Source organism: Streptomyces sp. ITFR-16 (assembly GCF_031844705.1).
Lineage (GTDB): Bacteria > Actinomycetota > Actinomycetes > Streptomycetales > Streptomycetaceae > Streptomyces.
This window is the reverse complement of the sequence record NZ_CP134609.1, coordinates 3,295,976-3,319,738: the sequence shown is the minus strand read 5'-3', so window position 1 is coordinate 3,319,738 and position 23,763 is coordinate 3,295,976. Positions and strand designations below refer to the sequence as shown.

Annotated in this window: 22 protein-coding genes; 11 read left to right on the top strand and 11 right to left on the bottom strand. The window is 72.4% G+C overall.

Translation table 11 applies throughout. The features are described 5' to 3' along the window. Positions 1-52 precede the first annotated feature (52 nt). The 6 genes from RLT58_RS14725 to RLT58_RS14700 all read right to left on the bottom strand — a co-directional run bounded on the left by RLT58_RS14725 (position 53) and on the right by RLT58_RS14700 (position 6,342). A complete protein-coding gene (locus tag RLT58_RS14725; RefSeq protein ID WP_311303817.1) occupies positions 53-511 on the bottom strand; it encodes a VOC family protein in 459 nt (152 codons plus the stop codon). Next, complete coding sequence (locus RLT58_RS14720; RefSeq protein ID WP_311310828.1) at positions 492-1,172, bottom strand: class F sortase; 681 nt, start codon at positions 1,170-1,172, stop codon at positions 492-494. Before RLT58_RS14720 ends, RLT58_RS14725 begins: the two co-directional genes overlap by 20 nt. Beyond that, a complete protein-coding gene (locus RLT58_RS14715) occupies positions 1,169-2,635 on the bottom strand; it encodes a hypothetical protein (RefSeq protein ID WP_311310827.1) in 1,467 nt (488 codons plus the stop codon). The genes RLT58_RS14720 and RLT58_RS14715 overlap by 4 nt, the downstream gene beginning before the upstream one ends. A 56-nt stretch (positions 2,636-2,691) precedes the next feature. Continuing rightward, positions 2,692-4,263, bottom strand: coding sequence for an FAD-dependent monooxygenase (locus RLT58_RS14710; protein ID WP_311310826.1), 1,572 nt, complete (start codon positions 4,261-4,263; stop codon positions 2,692-2,694). A gap of 65 nt (positions 4,264-4,328) precedes the next feature. After that, positions 4,329-5,333: an EamA family transporter RarD gene (rarD, locus tag RLT58_RS14705; RefSeq protein ID WP_311310825.1), complete on the bottom strand. Its 1,005-nt coding sequence runs from the start codon at positions 5,331-5,333 to the stop codon at positions 4,329-4,331. A gap of 148 nt (positions 5,334-5,481) precedes the next feature. Next, positions 5,482-6,342 carry an SDR family oxidoreductase gene (locus tag RLT58_RS14700; protein WP_311310824.1) on the bottom strand — a complete coding sequence of 287 codons (861 nt, stop codon included), beginning with the start codon at positions 6,340-6,342 and terminating at the stop codon, positions 5,482-5,484. Positions 6,343-6,452: 110 nt separating this feature from the next. Between RLT58_RS14700 and RLT58_RS14695 the strand changes: the two genes are divergently transcribed. Further along, on the top strand, positions 6,453-6,839 hold the full coding sequence (locus RLT58_RS14695) for a winged helix-turn-helix transcriptional regulator (RefSeq protein WP_311303811.1): 387 nt from the start codon (positions 6,453-6,455) through the stop codon (positions 6,837-6,839). A 63-nt stretch (positions 6,840-6,902) separates the two neighbouring features. On the opposite strand, the gene RLT58_RS14690 is transcribed toward RLT58_RS14695, so the two are convergent. From RLT58_RS14690 to RLT58_RS14670, 5 genes are all read right to left on the bottom strand, one after another. Next, on the bottom strand, positions 6,903-7,961 hold the full coding sequence (locus RLT58_RS14690) for a 2-oxoacid:ferredoxin oxidoreductase subunit beta (protein WP_311310823.1): 1,059 nt from the start codon (positions 7,959-7,961) through the stop codon (positions 6,903-6,905). Then, entirely contained in the window at positions 7,954-9,909 is a 1,956-nt protein-coding gene (locus RLT58_RS14685) for a 2-oxoacid:acceptor oxidoreductase subunit alpha (RefSeq protein WP_311310822.1), read from the bottom strand. The genes RLT58_RS14690 and RLT58_RS14685 overlap by 8 nt, the downstream gene beginning before the upstream one ends. A 293-nt stretch (positions 9,910-10,202) precedes the next feature. Beyond that, positions 10,203-10,862, bottom strand: coding sequence for a response regulator AbrC3 (locus tag RLT58_RS14680; RefSeq protein ID WP_311314522.1), 660 nt, complete (start codon positions 10,860-10,862; stop codon positions 10,203-10,205). Between the two features lie 159 nt (positions 10,863-11,021). Continuing rightward, entirely contained in the window at positions 11,022-12,377 is a 1,356-nt protein-coding gene (locus tag RLT58_RS14675; RefSeq protein ID WP_311310821.1) for a sensor histidine kinase AbrC2, read from the bottom strand. Positions 12,378-12,622: 245 nt separating this feature from the next. Beyond that, positions 12,623-13,789 (bottom strand): sensor histidine kinase AbrC1, encoded by a 1,167-nt coding sequence (locus RLT58_RS14670; protein WP_311310820.1) that lies wholly within the window; start codon positions 13,787-13,789, stop codon positions 12,623-12,625. Between the two features lie 169 nt (positions 13,790-13,958). Here RLT58_RS14670 and RLT58_RS14665 point away from each other — a divergent pair, with 169 nt between their 5' ends. The 10 genes from RLT58_RS14665 to RLT58_RS14620 are packed head-to-tail and all read left to right on the top strand — an operon-like array spanning position 13,959 to position 23,718. Continuing rightward, a complete protein-coding gene (locus RLT58_RS14665) occupies positions 13,959-14,360 on the top strand; it encodes an NADH-quinone oxidoreductase subunit A (protein WP_311310819.1) in 402 nt (133 codons plus the stop codon). Further along, positions 14,351-15,022 (top strand): NADH-quinone oxidoreductase subunit B, encoded by a 672-nt coding sequence (locus RLT58_RS14660; RefSeq protein WP_311310818.1) that lies wholly within the window; start codon positions 14,351-14,353, stop codon positions 15,020-15,022. Before RLT58_RS14665 ends, RLT58_RS14660 begins: the two co-directional genes overlap by 10 nt. Next, positions 15,019-16,026 (top strand): NADH-quinone oxidoreductase subunit C, encoded by a 1,008-nt coding sequence (locus RLT58_RS14655; protein WP_311310817.1) that lies wholly within the window; start codon positions 15,019-15,021, stop codon positions 16,024-16,026. Before RLT58_RS14660 ends, RLT58_RS14655 begins: the two co-directional genes overlap by 4 nt. Next, on the top strand, positions 16,023-16,991 hold the full coding sequence (locus tag RLT58_RS14650; RefSeq protein ID WP_311310816.1) for a complex I subunit 1/NuoH family protein: 969 nt from the start codon (positions 16,023-16,025) through the stop codon (positions 16,989-16,991). The genes RLT58_RS14655 and RLT58_RS14650 overlap by 4 nt, the downstream gene beginning before the upstream one ends. Then, positions 16,991-17,548, top strand: a complete 558-nt coding sequence (locus RLT58_RS14645) for a NuoI/complex I 23 kDa subunit family protein (protein WP_311310815.1) — start codon at positions 16,991-16,993, stop codon at positions 17,546-17,548. The genes RLT58_RS14650 and RLT58_RS14645 overlap by 1 nt, the downstream gene beginning before the upstream one ends. Next, positions 17,545-18,189: an NADH-quinone oxidoreductase subunit J family protein gene (locus tag RLT58_RS14640; protein ID WP_311310814.1), complete on the top strand. Its 645-nt coding sequence runs from the start codon at positions 17,545-17,547 to the stop codon at positions 18,187-18,189. Before RLT58_RS14645 ends, RLT58_RS14640 begins: the two co-directional genes overlap by 4 nt. Further along, on the top strand, positions 18,189-18,620 hold the full coding sequence (gene nuoK, locus RLT58_RS14635; protein WP_311310813.1) for an NADH-quinone oxidoreductase subunit NuoK: 432 nt from the start codon (positions 18,189-18,191) through the stop codon (positions 18,618-18,620). Before RLT58_RS14640 ends, nuoK begins: the two co-directional genes overlap by 1 nt. After that, entirely contained in the window at positions 18,617-20,617 is a 2,001-nt protein-coding gene (locus tag RLT58_RS14630; protein WP_311310812.1) for an NADH-quinone oxidoreductase subunit 5 family protein, read from the top strand. Before nuoK ends, RLT58_RS14630 begins: the two co-directional genes overlap by 4 nt. A 27-nt stretch (positions 20,618-20,644) precedes the next feature. Further along, complete coding sequence (locus RLT58_RS14625) at positions 20,645-22,195, top strand: complex I subunit 4 family protein (RefSeq protein ID WP_311314521.1); 1,551 nt, start codon at positions 20,645-20,647, stop codon at positions 22,193-22,195. Further along, entirely contained in the window at positions 22,192-23,718 is a 1,527-nt protein-coding gene (locus RLT58_RS14620; RefSeq protein WP_311310811.1) for an NADH-quinone oxidoreductase subunit N, read from the top strand. The genes RLT58_RS14625 and RLT58_RS14620 overlap by 4 nt, the downstream gene beginning before the upstream one ends. The last annotated feature ends 45 nt before the right edge of the window (positions 23,719-23,763 follow it).

Here is a 23,763-nt window from a genome sequence, read left to right as displayed (position 1 = left end):
CCGCCGTCGGAACCGGCCGGCGGCGCAACTCTGCTCAGAGCCCCTCGGCCTGCTACTGGACGCAGAACTCGTTGCCCTCCGGGTCACTCAGGACTGTCCATGTGCCGCCCGGCTCCTCGACCTTGCGGAGCACCTTCGCGCCCAGCGCCTCCAGCCGGGCCACCTCCGCGTCGCGGCGGTCCGGGCCCGCGTGGAGGTCCAGGTGGAGGCGGTTCTTCACCGTCTTCGGCTCCGGGACGCGCTGGAACAGCAGCCGGCGCCCGTGCCCCGTGCCGCTGTCCTCGTCGTACGGGTCGTCCGGGTGCCGGACCGCCGCGAGGTCGAGCCAGGCGCGCCGGCCGTGGGCCGTCGTCGTGAGCGACTCCGGTACGGCGTTGAGCCCCAGGAGGCGTTCGACCAAGGGGCTGTTGTCCTCGATCTCGTAGCCGAGGGCCTCGGACCAGAAGCCGGCCTGGGCGTGCGGGTCGGCGGCGTCGATGACGACTTTCCACTCAAGAGTCATGGGAGACATTCTTCCCCGGAAGGGTGGATTCCGGTGGCTGAACCGAGACCAGGCGCGCGAACGCCACCACGTTGGACTGATAGCCGCCCGCCGCCGGGTCGTAGGCGCCGCCGCACGTGAGCAGGCGCAGCTCGGCGTCCCGCGACGGACCGTAGACGCGGTCGCTCGGGAAGTCGCGCTTCTCGAACTCCTCGACCGCGTAGATCCGGAAGGCCGCGGTGGTGCGGTCCGCCCGGCGTACGTCGACGCGCGCGCCCGGACGCAGCGTGTCGAGCCCCGCGAAGGCGGCCGGACCGGTCGGGGTGTCGACATGGGCGACCACAACGGCGGTGCCGGGGGAGCCCGGCATCACCCCGTCCCGGTACCAGCCCGCCAGATCGCGGTCCGCCGGGTCGGGCACGCCCAGCTTGCCCCCGCTGTCCAGGGTCAGGTCCACCAGCGGGGCGCTGACACCGAGTGCGGGGATCTCGACGCGGACCGGGCGGACCGGGGCCGGGGACGCAGTGGCGCCGGGGCCCGAGCGCGCGGCCGGGCCGGAGCCGGGCTCCGCGAGGGGGGAGACCGGGAGCAGGGTCAGGGCCGCGACGGCGGCCGGGATCAGCCCGGCCGCTGCGATGCGGCGCGGGAGGGGCCGCCGTGACGGCCGCTCCCGCGAGGCGCGCGCGCTCAACCGCGTCGGCGCCTTGCCGTGCGGAGCCCGGCGAGTGCGGCGGCCGTCATCGCCAGCAGACCCGCCGCCGCGGCCGCCAGGCCCGTACCGGACAGGCCGTCGGAGCCGGTGGCGGTCAGGGCGGTGGAGCCGTCGCCCGCGTCGACCGGGCCGCTGGGCATGGGGCCGTTGCCATGCCCGCCGCCCCCGTGCCCGCCCCCGTGCCCGCCGCCGTGCCCGCCCCCGTGGCCGGGCGGGGTCGGCTTCGGGTGGTGGGGGTGCGACGGCGAGGGCGACGGACTCGGTTCGACGCCGGCCGCCGTGATCCGGGTGGCGGCCGTCGCGGTCACTCCCGTGGGCAGCGGGCCCTCGACGCCCGCGACGGCGACGGTCAGTTCGGTCGCCACGTCGAGCCGGCCCGTCGGCGCGCCCTCCGCCGCGGCCAGGGTGAACGCCGCTCCGGCCTTGCCGCCCGGCTCCAGCGTGCCGCCCGCGCGGAGGTTGGTCCGCAGCTCGCCGGTGAGCGTCCCGTCCGTCTCCTGGGTCAGGGGGACCGCGGAGCCCTCGGAGACGACGGTCAGCTGGTCGGCCCGCAGCCCCGCCGGGCCCTTGAGCTCCAGGCGGGTGCCGATGCCCGGGTACTCGGGCCCGTCCGCCGGGTCGCTGTAGGAGACGTCCGCCGGGCGGGGGCCGTCGCCCGCCTCGATCGCCTCGGGCACGGTGAGCGCCGCCGAGGCGCGGCCGGTGACCGCGAAGTCCCAGGTGGTGCCCTGGGCGGTGATGTTGTCGACGTAGGTGTTGAGCGTGCCGTTCGCGTCGCCGAGCCGGCCGATGTTGGCGATCACGCCGTACGCCCCCTCGCACGCCTCGACGAAGTGCGACAGCGGGGCGTCGCCGCCCGCCGGGATTCCGGCCACCGCGCGCGAGGTGCGCATCACGGAGTCGGCGGTGAGGTGGTACTTCTGCCAGGTGTCCGGCTTCAGCGCCTCGCCCCGCGCGTCCGTGTTGGCGCCGGGCTCGAACGACAGGGTGGTGAAGCCGCCGCAGGAGGCGGGGAGTTGGAGATTGGCGCCGATGTCGGTGACGCCGGAGCCCTCGGTGGCGGTGTACGCCCAGTACGAGAGGCCCGCGTCCAGCAGCGGCTTCAGGGGCAGCGGCGTCCACGTCTCGTTGAAGTAGTGGGCGGCCTGGGCCTGCTGGCCGGCGCCGATGGCCAGGTGCAGGCTGCCGTTGAGATGGACCGGGTCGGGCTTCGGGGCGACCTCGTGGAGGCCGGGGTCCCGCTCGGGCGTCGTCTCCTGGAGCCGGAACCAGGGACCCGCCGGGCCGAGGCCCGACGGGTTCACGGTCCGCGTGGTGTCATCGGCGCCCGAGGCGGGGGCGAACCCGCAGGCGAGGACCGACAGGACGGACAGTGCGGCGGTGGCGGTCGCGGTGCGCAGGAGCGTGCGGGACGGTCCGGACGCGCGCAGGGGTGGGGTCATAAATGTGAGGAAAATATAAACAGCGCGCTATCGCCGTATTGCCCGGAGTGACGCGCTCAAGCTCGCTCCAATGCCGCACCGTTCGGAGCTGTCGCCCCGTTCAGATAGGCGCCGACCGCCCCCGCCTCCCCGGCCGGGGCGATCAGGCCCACGTGGTTGTCCGGCCGGACCAGGACCAGCAGGTCCTCGTCCGGCCCGACGCCGTAGGCCGCGCGGGCGTGGCCCCCGTCGTCGGCCAGACCGCCGGCGCCGCCCGCGTCCACTCCGTACGCCCGCAGTTCGCCGGCGTGCGCCGCGGCCGCCTCGCGCAGGGCCGGGGCCGTGCCCGTACCGAATCCGAGCAGGGTGAAGTGCGGTCCGGCGAAGACCTCGAACAGCCGGCGCGGGGCTCCGGTGGCGGCGTCCCGGCAGGGCGCGTCCGGGGCCCGGTCGCCCGCCCGCAGCCGGGGTGTGGCGCCGGGGGACGCGGCCAGGGAACTCCAGCGGTAGCCGCTGCCCAGGCCGTCGGTCCCCGGGCCCACCGCCGAGTCGAGCCCGCCGCCGGGCTTCTTGATCGCCTCCAGCGTGGCCCGCAGCCGCTCCGCGCTGATGTCCAGGACCTCGGCGGCGACCGGCAGCCGCTCCTCCTCGTAGGTGTCGAGCAGCGCGGGGCCCGCCTGTCCGGAGGCGACCCGGGCGAGCTTCCAGCCGAGGTTGTACGCGTCCTGGATGCCGGTGTTCATGCCCAGCCCGCCCGCGATGGAGTGCACATGCGCGGCGTCCCCGGCGAGGAGGACCCGGCCGGCCCGGTAGCGCTCGGCCATGCGCTCGTTGACCCGGTACGCCGAGAGCAGGGTGGCCGCCGTCAGCAGGTCGCCCGGCAGGCGCGTGTGCTTCGCGAACAGGCGGCGGAAGCTCTCCAGCGACGGCGGTACGGGAGCGCCCGAGGCGTCCGTCTCGGGACCGGCCTGGAACCACCAGCCCGACCGGGTGCCGGGGATCGGGCAGAGCATCACGGCCCCGTCCTCGTCGAACCACTGGTGCCACAGCCCGCGGTCCGGGCCCTGCACCTCGACATCGCCGCAGACCATCATCTGTGCCTCGTCCGTCTTCCCCTCGAACGGAATGCCGAGCAGCTTGCGGACCGCGCTGTGGCCGCCGTCGCAGCCGACCGCGTACCGCGCCTCGATCTCCCCGCCGCCCGCGAGCGCGGCGGTCACCGAGCTCCCGTCCTGGGCCAGCCCCACGAGCTCCGTGCCGAGTTCGACCCGGACGCCGAACTCCGCGAGCCGGGCCCGCAGCACCTCCTCCAGGCGCCACTGGGCGACGAGCCGGGGGCGGTCGTGCGGCGCGTCCGGGGCCGGGCGCGCCTCGGCGTACGGGTCGGCGTCGGAGATGGCCACCCCGCCCCGGTACTTGCGCATCGGCAGCGGCGCGGACCCGGCGGCCAGCACCTCGTCGATCACCCCGAGGTCCTCCAGGACCTCCAGGGAGCGCGGGTTGGGGCCCTTGGCCCGCGAGGTGCGCGGGAAGTCCGGGGCCTTGTCGATGATCCGTACGTCGACGGCCCGCCGGGCGAGATCGACGGCCAGGGTCAGCCCGGTCGGGCCGGAGCCGACGATCAGCACGGTGGTCGGGGATGTGCGCATGCGGACGTACTCCTCGGTCGTGGTTTCCGTGAGACCAGGAAAACGTAACCGAGTTAAAAAAGCAACTAGGTTGTACTGGTGGAGGGGGCGGGTGTCCCGGCCTCCTGCGGCCTTTCCGCCCCCGCCGGTCCCGCCGGGGCGGCCGTCGCCGTGGCGGCCGGACGGGCGGCTTCCGCCTCGGCCCTCGTGCGCCGGGAGGTCCGCAGCGCGTCCCAGGTCAGCAGCGCCAGCGCCAGCCAGACCAGACCGAACCCGGCCCACCGCTCCGGCGGCATCGACTCGTGGAAGTACACGATCCCCAGCAGGAACTGGAAGACCGGGGCCAGATACTGGAGCAGTCCGAGCGTGGACAGCGGTACGCGGATCGCGGCCGCCCCGAACAGGATCAGCGGCACCGCCGTCACCAGCCCCGTCGCGGCGAGCAGCGCCGCGTGCCCGGCGCCGCCGGAGACGAAGGTCGCCTCGCCCCGGGCGCCCAGCCACAGCAGATAGCCGAGCGCGGGCACGAAGAGCACCGCGCTCTCGGCGGTCAGCGACTCCAGGCCGCCCATGTTGACCTTCTTCTTGACCAGGCCGTAGGTCGCGAAGGAGAACGCCAGCACCAGGGAGATCCAGGGCGGCTGCCCGTAGCCGATCGCCAGCACGAGGACCGCCGCGACGCCGGTGTCGACCGCCACCCACTGGGCGGGGCGCAGCCGTTCGCCCAGGAGCAGAACGCCCATGGCGATGGTGACCAGCGGGTTGATGAAGTAGCCGAGGGATGCCTCGACCACATGGCCGTTGTTCACGGACCAGATGTACAGGCCCCAGTTGACCGTGATCACGGCCGCCGCCACCGAGATCAGTCCCAGCTTCCGGGGCTGCCGCAGCAGCGTGCCGATCCAGGACCAGCGGCGCAGGACCAGCAGGGCGAGCGTGACGACGCCGAGCGACCAGACCATGCGGTGGGCCAGGATCTCGATGGCGCCGGCCGGCTTCAGCAGCGGCCAGAAGAGCGGGACGATCCCCCACAGGCCGTAGGCGCCGAATCCGGACAGGAGTCCGGCCCGCTGCTCGTTCTTCCCCTTCACGGGCCCCTCCTGGCAGGTGTGCGTCAACGGCTCCGCCGACCGGACGACCGTAACGTCGAAAGAGCCCGGTGTCATAGCCGTATCGTCAGACGGTCATGACACCGGGCCGGGGCTCGCCGCCGAGCGGGGCTTACGGGGCTTCTGGGGCCTACTGGGCGGCGACCGCGGCCGCCACGGTCTGTGCGAGCGGGGTCGTCGGGCGGCCGATCAGGGCGGCCAGCTCGCCGCTGGTGCCGGCCAGCCGGCCGCGCCGGACGGCCTCGTCCACGTCGACCAGGATCGCCGCGAAGCCCTCGGGCACACCCGCGCCGACCAGGATGTCCTGGTGCACGGCGGCCGGGACGTCGTTGTGGACGATCTCCTTGCCGGATGCCTTGGCCACCTCCGCCGCGTACTCCGCGAGCGACCAGGCGACGTCGCCGCTCAGCTCGTACGCCTTGCCGAGGTGGCCCTCGCCGGTCAGGACGGCGGCTGCCGCAGCCGCGTAGTCGGCGCGGGTGGCGGAGGCGATCCTGCCGGCGCCCGCGTTGCCGACGACGGCACCGTGGGCGAGGACCGGGGCGAGGTTCTCGGTGTAGTTCTCCGTGTACCAGCCGTTGCGCAGGAAGGTGTACGGCAGGCCGGAGTCGAGGATCAGCTGCTCGGTCGCCTTGTGCTCGTCGGCCAGCGTGAAGTCCGCGTCGGGACCGCCGAGGATGCCGGTGTATGCGAGCTGCGCCACGCCCGCCTCCTTGGCCGCGTCGATGACGGCCGTGTGCTGGGCGACCCGGGCGCCGACCGCGTTGCCGGAGATGAGCAGTACCCGGTCGCCGGAGGCGAAGACGCCGGTCAGGGTCTCGGGGCGGTCGTAGTCGGCGATCCGCAGCTCGACCCCGCGGGCGGCGAGGGCGGCGCCCTTCTCCTTGTCGCGGACGACGGCGACGACGTCGCTCGCGGGGACGGTGGTCAGCAGCTGCTCGACGACGAGGCGGCCGAGTGCTCCGGTGGCTCCGGTGACGACGATGCTCATGGGGTTTTTCTCCTCTTTAGGTGCTCATGTTTCTGTTCGTGCGTTCTGATACTCACCCTAGGGGTAGCGCTAACCAAAAGAAAGTACCCACTTTGAGGTAAGGTACGGGCATGAGCGTAAGTGGCGTGGAGTCCCTGCCGGACGTACGGGAGCCGATGTGCCCCTCCCGGCTGGTGCTGGAGCATGTGACCAGCCGCTGGGGCGTTCTGGTGCTCGCCGCCCTGCTGGAGCGCCCGTACCGCTTCAGCGAGCTGCGCCGTGAGGTCGGCGGGGTCAGCGAGAAGATGCTGACGCAGACCCTGCGGACCCTGGAGCGCGACGGATTCGTGGACCGCGACGCCAAGCCGGTGATCCCGCCCCGGGTGGACTACGCGCTCACCCCGCTGGGCCGCGAGGCCGCCGAGCAGGTCTGGGCGCTGGCGCGCTGGTCGGAGCGGAGCCTGGACGCGGTGGGCGCGGCGCGGGCGGCGTACGACGCGCGCAAGCGGGAGGCCTAGAAAGCGATGCGCCGGCCCCGCCCCTGCGGGCGGGGGCCGGCGCATCGGGGCGGCCGGCCGGCGTCAGCCGACGACCGTCCAGTTGTCGTTGCCCGCGAGCAGGGCGCCGAGGTCGCCCTTGCCCTGCTGCTCGATGGCGGTGTCGAGCTGATCGGCCATCAGCGTGTCGTACACCGGCCGCTCCACGCTGCGCAGCACCCCGATCGGGGTGTGGTGCAGCGTGTCCGGGTCGGCGAGTCTCGACAGGGCGAACGCCGTGGTCGGGCTCGGGGCGTGCGCGTCGTGGACGAGGATCCGTGACTTGTTCTCCTCGGTGACCGCGACGACCTGGAGATCGCCCGTCAGCGAGTCCCGCACGACCCCCTTCGCGCCGTCCGCGCCGAAGACGATCGGCTGCCCGTGCTCCAGCCGGATCACCGCCTCCTGGGCCTGGTCCTTGTCCTTCAGGACCTCGAACGCGCCGTCGTTGAAGATGTTGCAGTTCTGGTAGATCTCCACCAGTGCCGTGCCGGGGTGGTCGGCCGCCGCCCGCAGCACGCTCGTGAGGTGCTTGCGGTCGGAGTCGACCGTGCGCGCCACGAAGGACGCCTCCGCGCCGATCGCCAGCGACACCGGGTTGAAGGGCGCGTCCAGCGAGCCCATCGGCGTCGACTTGGTGATCTTCCCGACCTCGGAGGTGGGGGAGTACTGGCCCTTGGTGAGCCCGTAGATCCGGTTGTTGAAGAGCAGGATCTTCAGGTTCACATTGCGGCGCAGCGCGTGGATGAGGTGGTTGCCGCCGATGGACAGGGCGTCGCCGTCGCCGGTGACGACCCAGACGGACAGATCGCGCCGCGAGGTGGCGAGACCGGTCGCGATCGACGGGGCGCGGCCGTGGATCGAGTGCATCCCGTAGGTGTTCATGTAGTACGGGAAACGGGAGGAGCACCCGATGCCGGAGACGAAGACGATGTTCTCCTTCGCCAGGCCGAGTTCGGGCATGAAGCCCTGGACGGCGGCCAGCACCGCGTAGTCACCGCAGCCGGGGCACCAGCGCACTTCCTGGTCGGACTTGAAGTCCTTCATGGACTGCTTGGCCTCGGTCTTCGGCACCAGCTGAAGGAGCTCGTTGGTCTCAGGCATCGATGGCCTCCTCGAGGGCCGTCGCAAGCTGCTCGGCCTTGAACGGCATGCCGTTGACCTGGTTGTAACTGTGCGCGTCCACCAGGTACTTGGCCCGGATGAGCGTGGCCAGCTGCCCGAGGTTCATCTCGGGCACGACCACCTTGTCGTAACGCTTCAGCACCTCGCCGAGATTCCGCGGGAACGGATTGAGGTGGCGCAGATGTGCCTGCGCGATGGGGCGCCCGGCGGCGCGCAGCCGGCGCACGGCCGCGGTGATGGGGCCGTACGTCGAGCCCCAGCCCAGCACCAGCGTCCTCGCCTCCGCGGGGTCGTCGACCTCCAGGTCCGGGACCTCGATGCCGTCCACCTTGGCCTGCCGGGTGCGGACCATGAAGTCGTGGTTGGCGGGGTCGTACGAGATGTTGCCCGAGCCGTCCTGCTTCTCGATGCCGCCGATGCGGTGTTCGAGCCCCGGGGTGCCGGGGACCGCCCACGGCCGGGCCAGCGTCTGCGGGTCGCGCTTGTAGGGCCAGAACACCTCGGTGCCGTCGGCCAGTTCGTGGTTCGGGCCGCCCGCGAACTGCACGCGCAGGTCCGGGAGGCTGTCGGTCTCCGGGATGCGCCAGGGCTCGGAGCCGTTGGCCAGATAGCCGTCGGAGAGCAGGAAGACCGGGGTCCGGTAGGCCAGGGCGATCCGGGCGGCGTCCAGCGCCGCGTCGAAGCAGTCGGCCGGGGTCCGCGGAGCCACGATCGGCACCGGGGCCTCGCCGTTGCGCCCGTACATCGCCTGGAGCAGGTCGGCCTGCTCGGTCTTGGTGGGCAGTCCGGTGGACGGGCCGCCGCGCTGGATGTCGATGATGAGCAGGGGGAGTTCGAGGGAGACCGCGAGGCCGATGGTCTCCGACTTGAGGGCCACCCCGGGCCCTGACGTGGTCGTCACCGCGAGCGCACCGCCGAAGGCGGCGCCCAGGGCGGCGCCGATGCCCGCGATCTCGTCCTCGGCCTGGAAGGTGCGCACGCCGAAGTTCTTGTGCTTGCTCAGCTCGTGCAGGATGTCGGAGGCCGGAGTGATGGGGTAGGAGCCCAGATAGACCGGCAGGTCCGCCTGCCGGCCCGCGGCGATCAGGCCGTAGGACAGCGCCAGGTTCCCCGAGATGTTGCGGTACGTGCCGGTGGGGAACGCCTGCGAGGCGGGGGCCACCTCGTAGCTGACCGCGAAGTCCTCCGTGGTCTCCCCGAAGTTCCAGCCGGCCCGGAACGCCGCCACGTTCGCCTCGGCGATCTGCGGCTTCTTGGCGAACTTGGCCCGCAGGAAGGTCTCGGTGCCCTCGGTCGGCCGGTGGTACATCCAGGAGAGCAGCCCGAGCGCGAACATGTTCTTGGAGCGCTCGGCCTCCTTGCGGGAGAGCCCGAACTCCTTCAGCGCCTCGATCGTGAGCGTGGTCAGCGGCACCGGATGGACGTTGTACGCCTCCAGCGAGCCGTCCTCCAGCGGACTCGTCTCGTAGCCCACCTTCGCCATCGGCCGCTTGGTGAACTCATCGGTGTTGACGATGATTTCGGCGCCGCGCGGCACATCGGCGATATTGGCCCTGAGCGCGGCCGGATTCATCGCCACCAGCACGTTGGGCGCGTCACCGGGGGTCAGGATGTCGTGGTCGGCGAAATGGAGCTGGAACGACGAAACCCCCGGCAGGGTGCCTGCGGGGGCGCGGATCTCGGCGGGAAAGTTCGGCAGCGTGGAGAGGTCGTTCCCGAAGGACGCCGTCTCGGAGGTGAACCGGTCACCCGTGAGCTGCATGCCGTCCCCGGAGTCACCCGCGAAGCGGATGATCACCCGGTCCAGACGGCGGACCTCTTTCTCACCGGCTCCTGCTGCTGCGGACTGGGGGGCACGCTGTCCCCCTACGAGCGCCTCACTGGCCTCGTCGGCCTGTTCGGCTGGGCTACTGACCTGGCTGGTCACTTACTGGACCTCCCTCGGCGCGGCAACTCGGAACCGTCCGGCCCGCCGGCGGTCCCGAGCCCCACCCTACGTCTGTAAGGGTCGCCTACCTCTGGCCGATCACATGATGGACGGCGTTTTGAGACGCTTTTCGGTGCTGTTCCGCCATGATTCACCAGCTCCCTGGTTCCCCGTCGGACCCTCGCTGGAGACACCCGGGAGCGGATTACCTGACAGGGTGTCAGATCAGCCGCGATTCCGGATACTCTCCCGCGTCCTTCCGGGGCCGGGTCCCGCTCCGCCGCGGTCCCGGCTCAGGAATTCAGATAGGTCAGTACGGCCAGCACGCGCCGGTGGTCGCCCTCGCTCGGGGACAGCCCCAGCTTCAGGAAGATGTTGCTGACGTGCTTCTCCACCGCGCCGTCGCTCACCACCAGCTGCTTGGCCACCGCGGAGTTCGTCCGCCCCTCCGCCATCAGGCCCAGCACCTCGCGCTCGCGCGGCGTCAGATTGGCCAGCACATCCTGCTTGCGGCTGCGGCCCAGCAGCTGCGCCACCACCTCGGGGTCCAGCGCCGTCCCGCCCTGCGCCACCCGGACCACCGCGTCCACGAACTCCCGGACCTCGGCGACCCGGTCCTTGAGCAGATAGCCCACGCCCCGGCTGGACCCGGCCAGCAGCTCGGTGGCGTACTGCTCCTCGACGTACTGGGACAGGACCAGCACCCCGATCCCCGGGTACTCCTTGCGCAGCCGGACCGCCGCGCGCACGCCCTCGTCCGTGTGGGTCGGCGGCATCCGCACATCGGCGACCACCACATCGGGGAGCGCGTCCTGCCCGGCCAGATCGCCGATCGTCTTGATGAGCGCCTCCGCGTCACCGACCCCGGCCACGACGTCATGCCCGAGATCGGTCAGCAGCCGGGTCAGGCCCTCCCGGAGCAGTACCGAATCCTCGGCGATGACCACGCGCACTCTGTCCTCCACCACGACGCTGATTCCCCCGCTGCTCGCTGTTGCCGCCCGTATGCCGTCCAGCATCCCAGTATCGGCAGTGACGCGGTGAGCGTTCGCGGGGTTGACCACGCCCCGGGAGCGGCCTCCCGGGGCGGTTGTACGAAGACGGGGCCGGGGTCAGCCGCGCCAGGGCAGCTCCGCGGTGACCCTGGTCGGGCCGCCCGCCGGGGAGTCGACGACCAGGACACCGTCCACCGCGTCGAGGCGCTCGGTCAGCCCGGCGAGCCCGCTGCCCGCCGTCAGGTCGGCGCCGCCGCGTCCGTCGTCGGTGACCTGGAGCAGCAGCCGGTCCTCCGTGCGCCACACGTCGACCGTGGCGCGGGTGGCGCGGGCGTGCTTGCTGACGTTCTGGAGGAGTTCGGAGACGGTGAAGTAGGCGATGCCCTCGATGGCCTGCGCGGGCCGGGAGGCGAGGTCCACGTCGACCGTGACGGGGACGGTGCAGCGGGAGGCGATGGCGGAGAGTGCGGCGTCGAGTCCGCGGTCGGTGAGGACGGCGGGGTGGATGCCGCGGGCGAGGTCGCGGAGTTCCTGGAGGGCGACCTTGACCTCGCCGTGGGCCTCGTCGACCATCTTGGCGGCGGCTTCGGGGTCGTCGGTGAGCTTCTCCTTGGCCAGGCCCAGATCCATGGCGAGGGCGACGAGGCGGGCCTGTGCCCCGTCGTGGAGGTCGCGTTCGATGCGGCGCAGGTCGGCGGCGGCGGTGTCCACGACCACACCCCGGTCCGACTCCAGCTCCGTCACCCGTGTTGCCAGCCGCGACGGGCCCAGCAGCCCGGACACCATCAGCCGGTCCACGGTCGCCAGACCCCGGATCACCCACGGCGAGACGAGGACGATGCCCAGGCCCATGACGGCCGTCAGGGCCAGGTCGGTGGCCGAGTCCAGATAGACCTCGTGCTGGGTGTCCCCGTACAGCTGGATGCCCGTGACGCCCGCGTGGGAGGGAACGGTCCAGTGCCACAGCGGGTACGTGAGCGCTGCCCAGCCCCACGCCTGGAGGGTCAGCGAGACGCAGAAGGCGAAGACCGCCCACGGGAAGTGCAGCAGCGCGTAGAGCAGGTGCCGCCAGGACACCCCGCTCTTCAGGACCGCCCCGACCCAGGACAGCAGCCCGCCGGTCCGCCCGCGCACCGGCGCCGGTGCGGCCACGTCCAGCCGCAGCAGGGCCCGGGCCCTGGCCCGCTCCAGCATCCCGAAGCCGCGGCACATGGCAAGACCGGCGGCCATGACGGGAATCCCCAGGAAGGTCACGAGCAGACCGGCGCTCAGGGACGTCATGGTGACGGCGAAGGCGAACAGCACGGTGCTGATCGGCAGGCTCAGCAGCAGATAGCCGAACTCGCGCCAGGTCCGGCCCGAGACGGGGGCGCGCAGCGCGGCCGGCAGGACGTGGCGCGTCGAGGGACGGCCCCCGGGACCGCTGTCCTGCCGCTGGTGGTCCCGGGTGTCCGGTCCGTATGCCGTGGCCATGGGTTTCCGTCCGTTTCTTCTTCGTCGGCTTCCGCTGCGTACCGTGCGGGTGTGCTTCCAGACTGCTGGGCCGTGCGCCCACGCACCATGAGGCCGGTCTCCCTCTTCGACCGGGGGTTTTCCCCACCCCACCCCTGTACGGGTTAGGGGGTGTCGTCGAACTGGCGTCGTCGCCCGAAGGGCGGCCGGTGCGGCGAGAGTGCGTGCATGGCGTCGCACGGCAGACGCCAGTTCGACGGCACGCCCTAGGGGGTGTCCCGCCAGGGCAGCTCGGCGGTGACGGTTGTGGGGCCGCCCACCGGGGAGTCCACGACGAACAGCCCGTCCACGGCGTCCAGCCGCTCGGCCAGCCCCGACATCCCCGTACCGCCGTCCATCGAGGCCCCGCCCCGCCCGTCGTCGCCGACCTGGATGAGCAGCCGGTCGTCCTGGCGCCACACGTCGACGGAGGCCGTACGCGCCCCGCTGTGCTTGCTGACGTTCTGGAGGAGCTCGGAGACGGTGAAGTACGCGATGCCCTCGATGGCCTGCGCCGGCCGCCCGGGCAGATCCACCGCCACGGTCACCGGGACGGTGCAGCGGGAGGCGATGGCGGAGAGTGCGGCGTCGAGTCCGCGGTCGGTGAGGACGGCGGGGTGGATGCCGCGGGCGAGGTCGCGGAGTTCCTGGAGGGCGACCTTGACCTCGCCGTGGGCCTCGTCGACCATCTTGGCGGCGGCTTCGGGGTCGTCGGTGAGCTTCTCCTTGGCCAGGCCGAGGCCCATGGCGAGGGCGACGAGGCGGGCCTGTGCCCCGTCGTGGAGGTCGCGTTCGATGCGGCGCAGGTCGGCGGCGGCGGTGTCCACGACCACACCCCGGTCCGACTCCAGCTCGGCGATACGGCGTTCCAGATCGTCGGAGGGCGAGAGCAGCCCGCGCACCATGCCCCGGTCGGCGTTGCCCATGAGCCGTGCCGTGTAGGGGAGCGCCGGCCACAGGACGAGGCTCACGAGGGTCACCGCGAAGGTGACGACCCCCCACGGCAGCCGGATCAGGGAGTACAGCGCCGCCCGCCAGGCCACCGGGTCCTTCAGGCTCGACCAGAGCCAGGCGAAGAACCCGTGCTCCCGGCGGCCCCGGGCCATGGCGCTCGGCTCGTCGATCCGGACACCGAGCAGCGCACGCGCCCGGCCCCGCTCCGCCCGCCCCAGCAGCCTGGATCCCTGCAACCCGCCCGCCAGCAGCGGCAGCCCGACCACGGTGACCGCGAGACCCGCCCCGACGGCGAGCATCACCACGGTGTAGACGAAGCCGACGATGGTGATCGGAAGGTTGGCGAGGAGGTGGGCGACCTCCTTCCACGTCCACCGGTCGAAGGCGAAGCGGACGGGAGGCGGCCCGTCGTGGTCGGGCACCTGGGGGCTCATGGTCATGCACCCAGCCTGCCGGGCCGGACATGCGGATGCCATGGGGCTCGTGGGTGGGGTGAAGTAGGGATATCCCTACCAGTTGTCCCACGCAACTGCTTACCCTCCCTTTACAGGGCCTAGACTCCCGTGCGTACAGATCGTCGAACGGGTTCTGAGGGAGCGAGGGGCGGACGTGACGGACGCGGCGGGACCGGACGTTCTCGCGTCGGAGTACTTCCACAGCTACTCGGTGGTCGGGCTGCTCGCCGTGATCGGCGTGCTGTTCGTCGCCGTCGCGTTCGGGGCGGGCCGGCTGCTGCGGCCCGTGGTTCCGACGCCGGAGAAACTCCTCACGTACGAATGCGGCGTGGACCCCGTGGGGGAGGGCTGGGCCCACACCCAGGTCCGCTACTACGTGTACGCCTTCCTCTATGTGATCTTCGCCGTCGACTCGATCTTCCTGTTCCCCTGGGCGACCGTCTTCGCCGCGCCCGGATACGGCGCGACGACGCTCGTGGAAATGTTCATCTTCCTCGGTTTCCTGGCCGTGGGACTGCTCTACGCATGGAAGAAGGGCGTCCTCGAATGGACGTGACGAGCCCGTCGTCCGCCGAGGCGGGGGCCGAACCCGCCCCCGTACCCACGTTCCTCCCGGAACCGAAGCGCCTGGGCGTGCTGTCCCGGCTCGCGCCCGAGCCGATGAAGGTGGTCCTCAACTGGGGCCGCCGCTACAGCCTCTGGGTCTTCAACTTCGGACTCGCCTGCTGCGCCATCGAATTCATCGCCGCCTCCATGGCCCGCCACGACTTCATCCGGCTCGGCGTGATCCCCTTCGCCCCGGGCCCCCGGCAGGCGGACCTCATGATCGTCTCCGGCACGGTGACGGACAAGATGGCCCCGGCGGTGAAGCGGCTGTACGAGCAGATGCCCGAGCCCAAGTACGTCATCTCCTTCGGTGCCTGCTCCAACTGCGGCGGCCCCTACTGGGACTCGTACTCCGTGACCAAGGGCGTCGACCAGATCATCCCGGTCGACGTGTACGTACCCGGCTGCCCGCCCCGGCCCGAGGCGCTGCTCCAGGGCATCCTCAAGCTCCAGGAGAAGATCGCGAGGGAGTCGCTGGGCGAGCGGTACGCGACGGGGACCGGCAACGGCCCGTCCGCGGCGGCACTCCGCAGCGGCCTGATCGCGCCCCCGGTGCCCCCGCAGCCGCCGGAGACCCCTGGCTCCCCGGATGCGCCGGGGGCGGAGAAGTGACCGCGCCCGAGAGCTACGACCGCCTGCCGGAGGCCGTCACCGAGATCTTCGGCGAGGAGGCGGCGGCGGAGTCGGCCTACGACCTCCTGACCGTGGACGTGCCGCCCGCCTCCTGGACCACCGCGCTGGAAACGGCGCGCGACGAACTGGGCTGCACCTACTTCGACTGGCTCAGCGCCGTCGACGAGCCGGGCACCGGTTTCCGGGTCTGCGCGCACGTCGCCGCGCTGCCGGTCCCGGGCGGACGCGTCCGCCGGCTCATGCTCCGTACGACCGTTCCGCACGAGGCGGCCGTGCTGCCCACGGCCATCGGCGTCTACGCGGGCGCGGGCTGGCACGAGCGCGAGACCCACGAGATGTTCGGCATCGGCTTCGACGGCCACCCGCACCTGGTCCCGCTGCTGCTGCCCGAGGGCTTCGAGGGCCACCCCCTGCGCAAGGACTTCGTCCTCGCGGCCCGCGTGGCGAAGGCCTGGCCGGGTGCGAAGGAGCCGGGCGAGTCGGAACACGGCGGCCCGAAGCGCCGCACGATGCTCCCGCCCGGCGTCCCCGACCCGAACGAGTGGGGCCCCCTGAAGGGCCAGCTCCCCCCGGCCCCGGCCCGTCCGGCCCGAGGAGCGAGGGCCGCCGGGACCGACCGCCCCGCGCGCCGCACCCGCTCGGCGAGCGAGGCGACTCCGCCGGCCGAGCCCGGCCCGACCGCCACGCCGGCCGAGCCCGGGCCCGAGGCCCCGGCGGCGCCACCGGCGCGCCCGCGCCGCAACCGCACCGCGTCCCAGGGCTCGGCGAGCCAGCAGCCGCCGGTGCCCCCGGGCCCGGAGAACGAACCGCCGACGGACGCCGCACCCCCGGCGCCCCCGGCCCCGGGCGCATCGCAGGACGCGCCGTGGCACGCGGCCCGCCCGGCGTTCGACGAGCCCCGGCCCCCCGCCGAGAACACCCCGCCCGCCGAACAGCCCCCCACACCCCCCGACACCCCCGACTCCGGAGGCGACCCCGAGTGAACGACGTACTGGACGTCGCCCTCCGCCTCGTCATCGTCTTCGCCGCGTTCATGGTCCTCCCCCTTCTCGTGGGCCAGGCCGAGCACAAGGTGATGGCCCACATGCAGGGCCGCCTCGGCCCCATGTACGCCGGCGGCTTCCACGGCTGGGCCCAGCTCGTCGCGGACGGCGTGAAGTTCGCGCAGAAGGAGGACATCGTCCCGGCCGAGGCCGACCGCAGGGTCTTCCAGCTCGCGCCGGCCGTCGCGTTGCTCCCGTACCTGCTCGTGCTCGTCGCCGTCCCGATCGGTCCCGGCGAGGGCGCGGTCGGCCAGGTCGTCGACGCCGGCATCTTCTTCGTGCTCGCGGTGATGGGCGTCGGCGTACTCGGCTCGCTCATGGCCGGCTGGGCGTCGGCCAACAAGTTCTCCCTGCTCGGCGGCCTCCGCACCGCCGCGCAACTGCTCGCGTACGAGCTGCCGATGCTGCTGGCGGCCGCCTCCGTGGCGATGGCGGCCGGCACGGTCTCCCTCCCCGGCATCCTCGACGCGTTCGAGTGGTGGTGGCTGCCCTGGCAGATCATCGGCGCCCTGGTCTTCTTCGTGGCCGGCCTCGCCGAACTCCAGCGCCCGCCGTTCGACATGCCGGTCGCCGACTCGGAGATCATCTTCGGCGCGTACACCGAGTACACGGGCCTGCGCTTCGCGCTCTTCCTGCTCGCCGAGTACGCCGGCATCGTCGTGCTGTGCGGACTGACCACCGTCCTCTTCCTCGGCGGCTGGCACGGCCCGCTCGGCGCCGACGGACTCGGCTGGGTCTGGACGCTGCTGAAGGCCGGCATCCTCGCGTTCGTCGTCATCTGGCTGCGCGTGAGCTATCCCCGGCTGCGCGAGGACCAGTTGCAGAAGCTCGCCTGGACCACGCTCATCCCCCTCGCTCTCGCGCAGATCGCGCTCACCGGCATCGTGAAGGTGGCGATCAACTAGTGCCCCCGATCCCCGGCGCAGGCCTGGCCAAGGGCCTCGCCGTCACCCTGCGGACGATGACGAAGAAGACCGTCACCGCCCAGTACCCGGACGTGCAGCCCGAACTGCCTCCCCGCTCGCGCGGCGTCATCGCGCTGTTCGAGGAGAACTGCACGGTCTGCATGCTCTGCGCCCGCGAGTGCCCGGACTGGTGCATCTACATCGACTCGCACAAGGAGACCGTGCCCGCCGCGGTCCCGGGCGGCCGCGAACGCAGCCGCAACGTGCTGGACCGCTTCGCGATCGACTTCTCGCTCTGCATGTACTGCGGCATCTGCATCGAGGTCTGCCCGTTCGACGCCCTCTTCTGGTCGCCGGAGTTCGAGTACGCGGAGACGGACATCCTCGAACTCACCCATGAGCGCGACAAGCTGCGCGCCTGGATGTGGACCGTCCCCGAGCCGCCGGCCCTGGATCCGGGCGCCGAGGAGCCGAAGGAGATCGCCGCCGCCCGCAAGACGGCGGACAAGCTCCGCGCCCAGCAGGAGCAGGAAGCCGCGCAGGAGGACCAGGAGTGACCACCGCCGCCGCCCTCGCCGCGGCCACGAGCCACCACCCCGGCTTCCTCTCCCCGGCCGGCGTCGAGATCGCCTTCGTCCTCGTCGGCATCGCCACCCTCGGCGCGGCCCTGGTGACCGTCACGACCCGGCAGCTGGTGCACGCCGCCCTCTGGCTGATCGTGGCGCTCGGCGGCCTCGCCGTCGAGTACCTCCTGCTCACCGCCGAGTTCATCGCCTGGGTGCAGGTACTGATCTACGTGGGATCCGTCGTCGTCCTCCTCCTGTTCGGCCTGATGCTCACCCGGGCCCCCATCGGCCGCTCCCCGGACGCGGATTCGGAGAACCGCTGGGCCGCCCTCGCGGTGGCCGCAGCCGCCGCCGGCACCCTCGTCTGGGTCGTCGTGGACGCCTTCCGCACCACCTGGATCGAGCTGGACGGGCCCGCCCGGGGCTCCACCGAGGCCACCGGCTCCTTCCTCTTCCGGACCTGGGTGCTCCCCTTCGAGGCACTCTCCGTCCTGCTGCTCGCCGCCCTCGTCGGCGCGATCGTCCTGTCCCGCAAGGGCCGGACGGCCGCGAGCGACGCGGCCGCGAACCGGACCACCACGAACCCGACCACCACGACCCGGACCACCGCGAGCCGAGAGGACAAGAGCTGATGCACCTCGCCTATCCCGCCGTGCTCGCCGCCCTCCTCTTCTGCACCGGCCTGTACGGCGTGCTCGCCCGCCGCAACGCGATCCTGGTCCTGATGTCCGTCGAGCTGATGCTCAACGCCGTCAACCTCAACCTGGTCGCCTTCGACGTCTGGCTCCGCGACGCCCTGCACGGCGGCCAGGCCCTCACCCTGTTCACCATCGCCATCGCGGCGGCGGAGATCGGCATCGGCCTGGCGATCGTCCTCGCCGTCCACCGCAACCGAGGCAGCTCCGACATCGACCGCCTCCGCGACACCGCCGAGACCGACGAGGCCGAAGAACTCCCGGACGACGACGGCGACGCCGAGAGCGACGACCCGACCGGCCACCGCACCGAAGACCAGGCCACTGCTGCGGCAGGGAAGGCAAAGAAGGCAGAGGCCACTCCGTGACCACCACGACCCTCGCCGTCCTCGTCCCCCTCCTCCCGTTCCTGGGAGCCGCGGCCGGCCTCCTCACCGGCCGGAGCGCCCCGGGCTACGTCCGGCCCCTCGCCGTCCTGCCCTCCCTCGCCTCCCTCGTCATCGCCGCCGTCGTCGCCGGGCGCCAGGGCGGCGGGCGGGCCATCGACGCCGCGACCCAGCTCACCCCCACCGGCTCGGTGCCGATCGACCTCGCGCTGCACCTCGACGGCTTCGCCGTCCTCGTCGCCGTCCTGGTCGCCCTCGTCGCGAGCTGTGTGCAGATCTACTCGACCGCGTATCTGCGCGACGACCCCCGCTACCCCTCGTACGCGGCGCTGGTCTCCCTCTTCACCTCCGCGATGCTGCTCGTCGTCTACTCCGGCGACCTGATGGTGCTGCTGGTCGGCTGGGAGATCATGGGCATCTGCTCGTACTTCCTGGTCGGCCACTACTGGGAGACGCCCGAGGCCCGCGCCGCCTCCCTCAAGGCGTTCCTGGTCACCAAGCTCGGCGACGTCCCCTTCCTCATCGGCCTGTTCGCCCTCGCCGCCGACACCGGCACCTTCCGCATCACCGGCATCCTGGGCTCCGTCGCGCACGGCGGCCTCGACCACCCCACCCTGATCGCCCTCCTGCTGCTCGCCGGTGTCGCGGGCAAGTCCGCGCAGTTCCCCCTGCACACCTGGCTGCCCGACGCCATGGCCGGCCCCACCCCCGTCTCCGCGCTGATCCACGCGGCGACGATGGTCGCCGCCGGTATCTACTTCGTGGCCCGGCTCCTCCCCGTCTTCGCCGCGTCCGGCGCGGCCCTCGTCGTCCTCGCCGTGATGGCGGCGGTCACGATGATCGGCTCCGGGCTCGCCGCCCTCGCCCAGGACGACATCAAGCGCGTCCTCGCCTACTCGACCATCGGCCAGCTCGGCTACATGTCCGGTGCCCTGGCCGTCGGCGACCGGGGCGCCGCCGTCTTCCACCTCATCTCGCACGGTGCGTTCAAAGCCGTCCTCTTCCTCGCCGCGGGCGTCGTCATCCACGCCGCCGGCACCAACTCACTGGCCGCCATGTCCCGCATGGGAGGCCTGACCAAGCGCATCCCCGACGCCTACTGGACGATGACGGTCGCCCTCCTCGCCCTGGCCGCCATCCCGCCGTTCGCCGGCTTCTTCTCCAAGGAAGCCGTCCTCGTCGCCGCCGAGCACACCGCCCTCGGCGACCGGCACGTCGCCCCGGCAGCCGCCGGCTGGACGGTCCTGGTCGCCGGACTCCTGGCCGCCGTGCTCACCGCCGCGTACGCCACCCGCCTCTGGCTCCTGGCCTTCCGGGGCCGGGGCGCCGAGGCCCCCGACCACGGCAGGCAGCCCGTCGCGATGACCTCGGTCCTGTGGGTGCTGGCCGTGCCGACCATGGCCTTCGGGCTCACCGTCGGCGTGATCACCGACTGGTTCGACGGCCACAGCCTCACCCCGTCCCTGACCACCGCCGTGCTGTCCACCGGCGTCGGCCTCGTCGGCGGCCTCGTCACCTACGGCGCCTGGCGCCACACCACGGCGCTCGCCGGCCGCACCCCCATGGGCGCGGTCGTGGCCCACCCCGACGAGGAACCCGCTCTCGTCGAGATCGAGGCCATCGAGGCCCGCACCGCCGCCTACGGCGACGCCGGAGACGCTCCCGACCCGGCCGACCCCGGCCGGCTGCTGCTGGGCCCGCTCCACCGCCACGCGGCCACCGGCTTCCATCTGGACGCCCTGTACGCGGCCCTGTTCGTCCGCCCCGTCCAGGCCGCGGCCGGTCTCGTCCGCTTCCTGGACCGCGAGGTCGTCGAGACCTACGTACGCGGCGCCGCCGCCGGGGCGCGCCGGCTCGGCACCGCCGTCCGCCGCGCCCAGACCGGCAATGTGCAGACCTACCTCAGCGCGCTGCTCGCCGGTTCGCTGGTCCTGGCGGTCGCCGCCGTCGTCTTCGCCAACGTCAACGCCGGGTCGTGAGCAGTGATCGATATCAGCGCATCCGTGATGCAGTTCCTTCTGGCGTTCGTCGTGGCCGCCCCGCTCCTCGGCGCCGTCGCCGCCCTGCTCCCGGCCCCGCCCGGGCTGAAGGGCAGGAACCCCGACCAGGCCGTGCTCCGCCACGGCGTGACCGTCACCGGCGTGATCCTCCTCGCCGCGCTCGCGCTGGCCCTGGGCTTCGACCACGACCACCCGTCGAAGATGCAGGCCACCACCGACATCAGCTGGATCCCGGCGCTGGACGTGCGCATCCACCTCGGCATCGACGGCATCTCGCTCCCCCTGCTCGTACTGACCGCGCTGCTGACCTTCCTCTGCGCGCTCTACAGCTACTTCAAAATGCCCGACGGCCCCTCCCCGAAGGCCTTCGTCGCACTGATCCTGGTCCTGGAGTCCGGCACGCTCGCGACCTTCGCCGTCCTCGATCTGCTGCTGTTCTTCCTGGCGTTCGAGATGGTGCTCATCCCGATGTACTTCCTCATCGCCCGCTGGGGCGGTGCCCAGAAGCAGGCGGCCGCCTGGAAGTTCATCCTCTACACCCTGCTCGGCTCGGTCGTCATGCTGCTCGGGCTGCTCCTCATCGGACTGAGGAGCGGCACATTCGACATGGTGGCACTCGCCACTGACAACGGCCGCGGCCTCACCTCGTCCGTGCAGGTCATCGCCGTTCTGGCGATCGGCATCGGGCTCGCCGTGAAGACGCCGATGTGGCCGCTGCACAGCTGGCTCCCGGACGCCCACACCGCCGCCCCGACCGTCGGCTCGGTCCTGCTCGCGGGCGTCCTGCTGAAGATGGGCACGTACGGATTCGTCCGGATCCTGCTCCCCGTCGCCCCCGACGGCATGCACACGTTCGCGCCCTACCTCGCGGCCTTCGCCGTGGCCGGGATCATCTACGGATCGCTCGCCTGCCTGGCGCTGGCCCGGCCCGGCGCCAAGGGCGACCTGAAGCGGCTCATCGCGTACTCCTCCGTCGGCCACATGGGCTTCGTCCTCCTCGGCATCGCGAGCATGACGCCCACCGGCGTCAACGGCGCGCTCTTCGCCAACATCGCCCACGGGCTCATCACCGGCCTGCTGTTCTTCCTGGTCGGCGCGGTCAAGGACCGGTACGGCACCGCCGACCTCGACACCCTCGCCGGAGCCACCGGCGCGGCGCTCTACGGCCGCGCGCCCCGCCTCGGCGCCCTCCTCGCGTTCGCCGCCGTCGCCTCCCTCGGCCTGCCCGGACTCGCCGGCTTCTGGGGCGAGATGCTCGCCCTGTTCGGCGCCTTCGACCCCGCCGACGGGCTGAGCCGGCCCGCCTTCCTGACCTTCATGTCCGTCGCCGCGTTCGGCACCCTGCTCACCGCCGCGTACCTCCTGATCGTGGTCCGCCGCGTCTGCATGGGCGCCAAGCGCGAGGACCCGCACCCGGTCGCCGACGTCCAGCGCTACGAATTCGCCGCCTGGACCCCCCTCGCGGCCCTCACCGTCCTCGCCGGCCTGTGGCCCGCCGTCCTCCTCGGCCTCACCGATCCGGCCGTGCAGAAGCTCCTCGCAGGAGGCAAGTCGTGACCACAGCGGCCGAGAGCACCACCAGCCTCGTCCAGTCCGTCGACTGGCTCGCGATCGCGCCCCCGGTCACCGTCGCCGTCGTCGCCGTCGCCGTCCTGGTCGCCGACCTCTTCGTCCCGGAAGCCCGCAAGCCGCTCCTCGGCTACGGGTCCGTCGCAGGGCTCGCCGCCGCGCTCGCGCTGATCGTCCCGCTGCACGAGGGCGACCGCGCCACCTTCTGCCTCACCACCGGCAGCCGCGCCTGCAGCTACACCGCCGACCACTTCGCCCTGGTCGTCCAGGCCCTCGTGCTCGGCGGCGCCCTGCTCACCGCGCTGCTCTCCCTCGGCGACACCCGCAGGCTCCCGGCCGGCGAGTTCTGGTTCCTGCTGCTGTCCTCCGCAGCCGGCGCCGCGCTCCTGCCCGCCTCCCGCGACCTCGCCACCCTCGTCGTCGCCCTCGAAGTCGCCTCGCTGCCCGCCTTCGCCCTGGTGGGCATCAAGCGCGGCAGCCGCCGCTCCTCCGAGGCCGCGCTGAAGTTCTTCCTGTCCTCCGTCGTCGCGACCGCCGTGATGCTCCTGGGCGTCAGCTTCGTGTACGCGGCGACCGAAACCCTCCACCTCACGGAGCTCGCCGGACGCCTCGACGAGGTCCCGGGGCAGCTCTCCACCCTCGCCGGGGCGGGCGTGGCCCTCACCCTCGTCGGCTTCGCCTTCAAGACGGCCGCCGCACCCTTCCACTTCTGGGTCCCCGACACCTACGTCGGCGCCCCCCTGCCGATCGCCGCCTACCTCTCGGTCGTCGGCAAGGCGGTCGGCTTCTCCGGCCTCATCCTGGTCACCGTGGTCGCCTTCCCGGCGTACGCGGACGTCTGGGGCCCCGCCCTCGCCGTCCTGGCCGCGCTCACCATGACCGTCGGCAACGTCGCCGCCCTGCGCCAGAGCGCCACCCGCGCCCGCAGCGCCGTACGGCTGCTCGCCTGGTCGTCCGTCGCGCAGGCCGGCTACCTCCTGGTGCCGATCGCGGCCGCCGCGTACGCCGGAGACCGGAAGATCGGCTCCACCGTCGCGTACGCCCTCATGTACGCCGTCGTGAACCTCGGCGCGTTCGCGGTGGCCGCCCTGGTCGCCCGTACCCACCCCGGCAACCGCGTCGCCGACTACCGGAACCTGTACGCGACCCGGCCGCTTGCCGCCCTCGCGATGGGTTTCTTCCTGCTCTGCCTGGCCGGGCTGCCGCCGGGCATCATCGGGCTCTTCGCCAAGGTCACGGTCTTCTCCGCGGCCGTCGACGCGGGGCTCGGCTGGCTCGCCGTCGTCATGGCCGTGAACGTGGTCGTCGCGCTGTACTACTACCTCCAGTGGACGGCGGCCCTCTTCCGGGGCACCGCGGCACAGGACGGCACGGAGCGGCCTCAGGCCCCCGCCCGGCCCCGCACCCCGGCCCCGCTCACCGCCGCGATCGTCCTCACCGCCGTCGTCGGCATCGCCCTCTCGGGCGCCCCGCAGACCGTCCTCAGGTTCGCCGCCGTCAACCTGTTCTGACCGCCAAGACCGGCTTGCCCGGAACGGCTCCCACAGGGCAGGGTT

Excerpts from the sequence above, each read along its gene's own strand:
- RLT58_RS14715 (WP_311310827.1), bottom strand. The coding sequence starts at position 2,635 with ATGACCCCACCCCTGCGCGCGTCCGGACCGTCCCGCACGCTCCTGCGC.
- RLT58_RS14700 (WP_311310824.1), bottom strand. The coding sequence starts at position 6,342 with ATGAGCATCGTCGTCACCGGAGCCACCGGAGCACTCGGCCGCCTCGTC.
- RLT58_RS14675 (WP_311310821.1), bottom strand. The coding sequence starts at position 12,377 with ATGGCCACGGCATACGGACCGGACACCCGGGACCACCAGCGGCAGGAC.
- RLT58_RS14710 (WP_311310826.1), bottom strand. The coding sequence starts at position 4,263 with ATGCGCACATCCCCGACCACCGTGCTGATCGTCGGCTCCGGCCCGACC.
- RLT58_RS14660 (WP_311310818.1), top strand. The coding sequence starts at position 14,351 with ATGGACGTGACGAGCCCGTCGTCCGCCGAGGCGGGGGCCGAACCCGCC.
- RLT58_RS14695 (WP_311303811.1), top strand. The coding sequence starts at position 6,453 with ATGAGCGTAAGTGGCGTGGAGTCCCTGCCGGACGTACGGGAGCCGATG.
- RLT58_RS14725 (WP_311303817.1), bottom strand. The coding sequence starts at position 511 with ATGTCTCCCATGACTCTTGAGTGGAAAGTCGTCATCGACGCCGCCGAC.
- nuoK (WP_311310813.1), top strand. The coding sequence starts at position 18,189 with ATGCACCTCGCCTATCCCGCCGTGCTCGCCGCCCTCCTCTTCTGCACC.
- RLT58_RS14625 (WP_311314521.1), top strand. The coding sequence starts at position 20,645 with ATGCAGTTCCTTCTGGCGTTCGTCGTGGCCGCCCCGCTCCTCGGCGCC.
- RLT58_RS14690 (WP_311310823.1), bottom strand. The coding sequence starts at position 7,961 with ATGCCTGAGACCAACGAGCTCCTTCAGCTGGTGCCGAAGACCGAGGCC.
- RLT58_RS14670 (WP_311310820.1), bottom strand. The coding sequence starts at position 13,789 with ATGACCATGAGCCCCCAGGTGCCCGACCACGACGGGCCGCCTCCCGTC.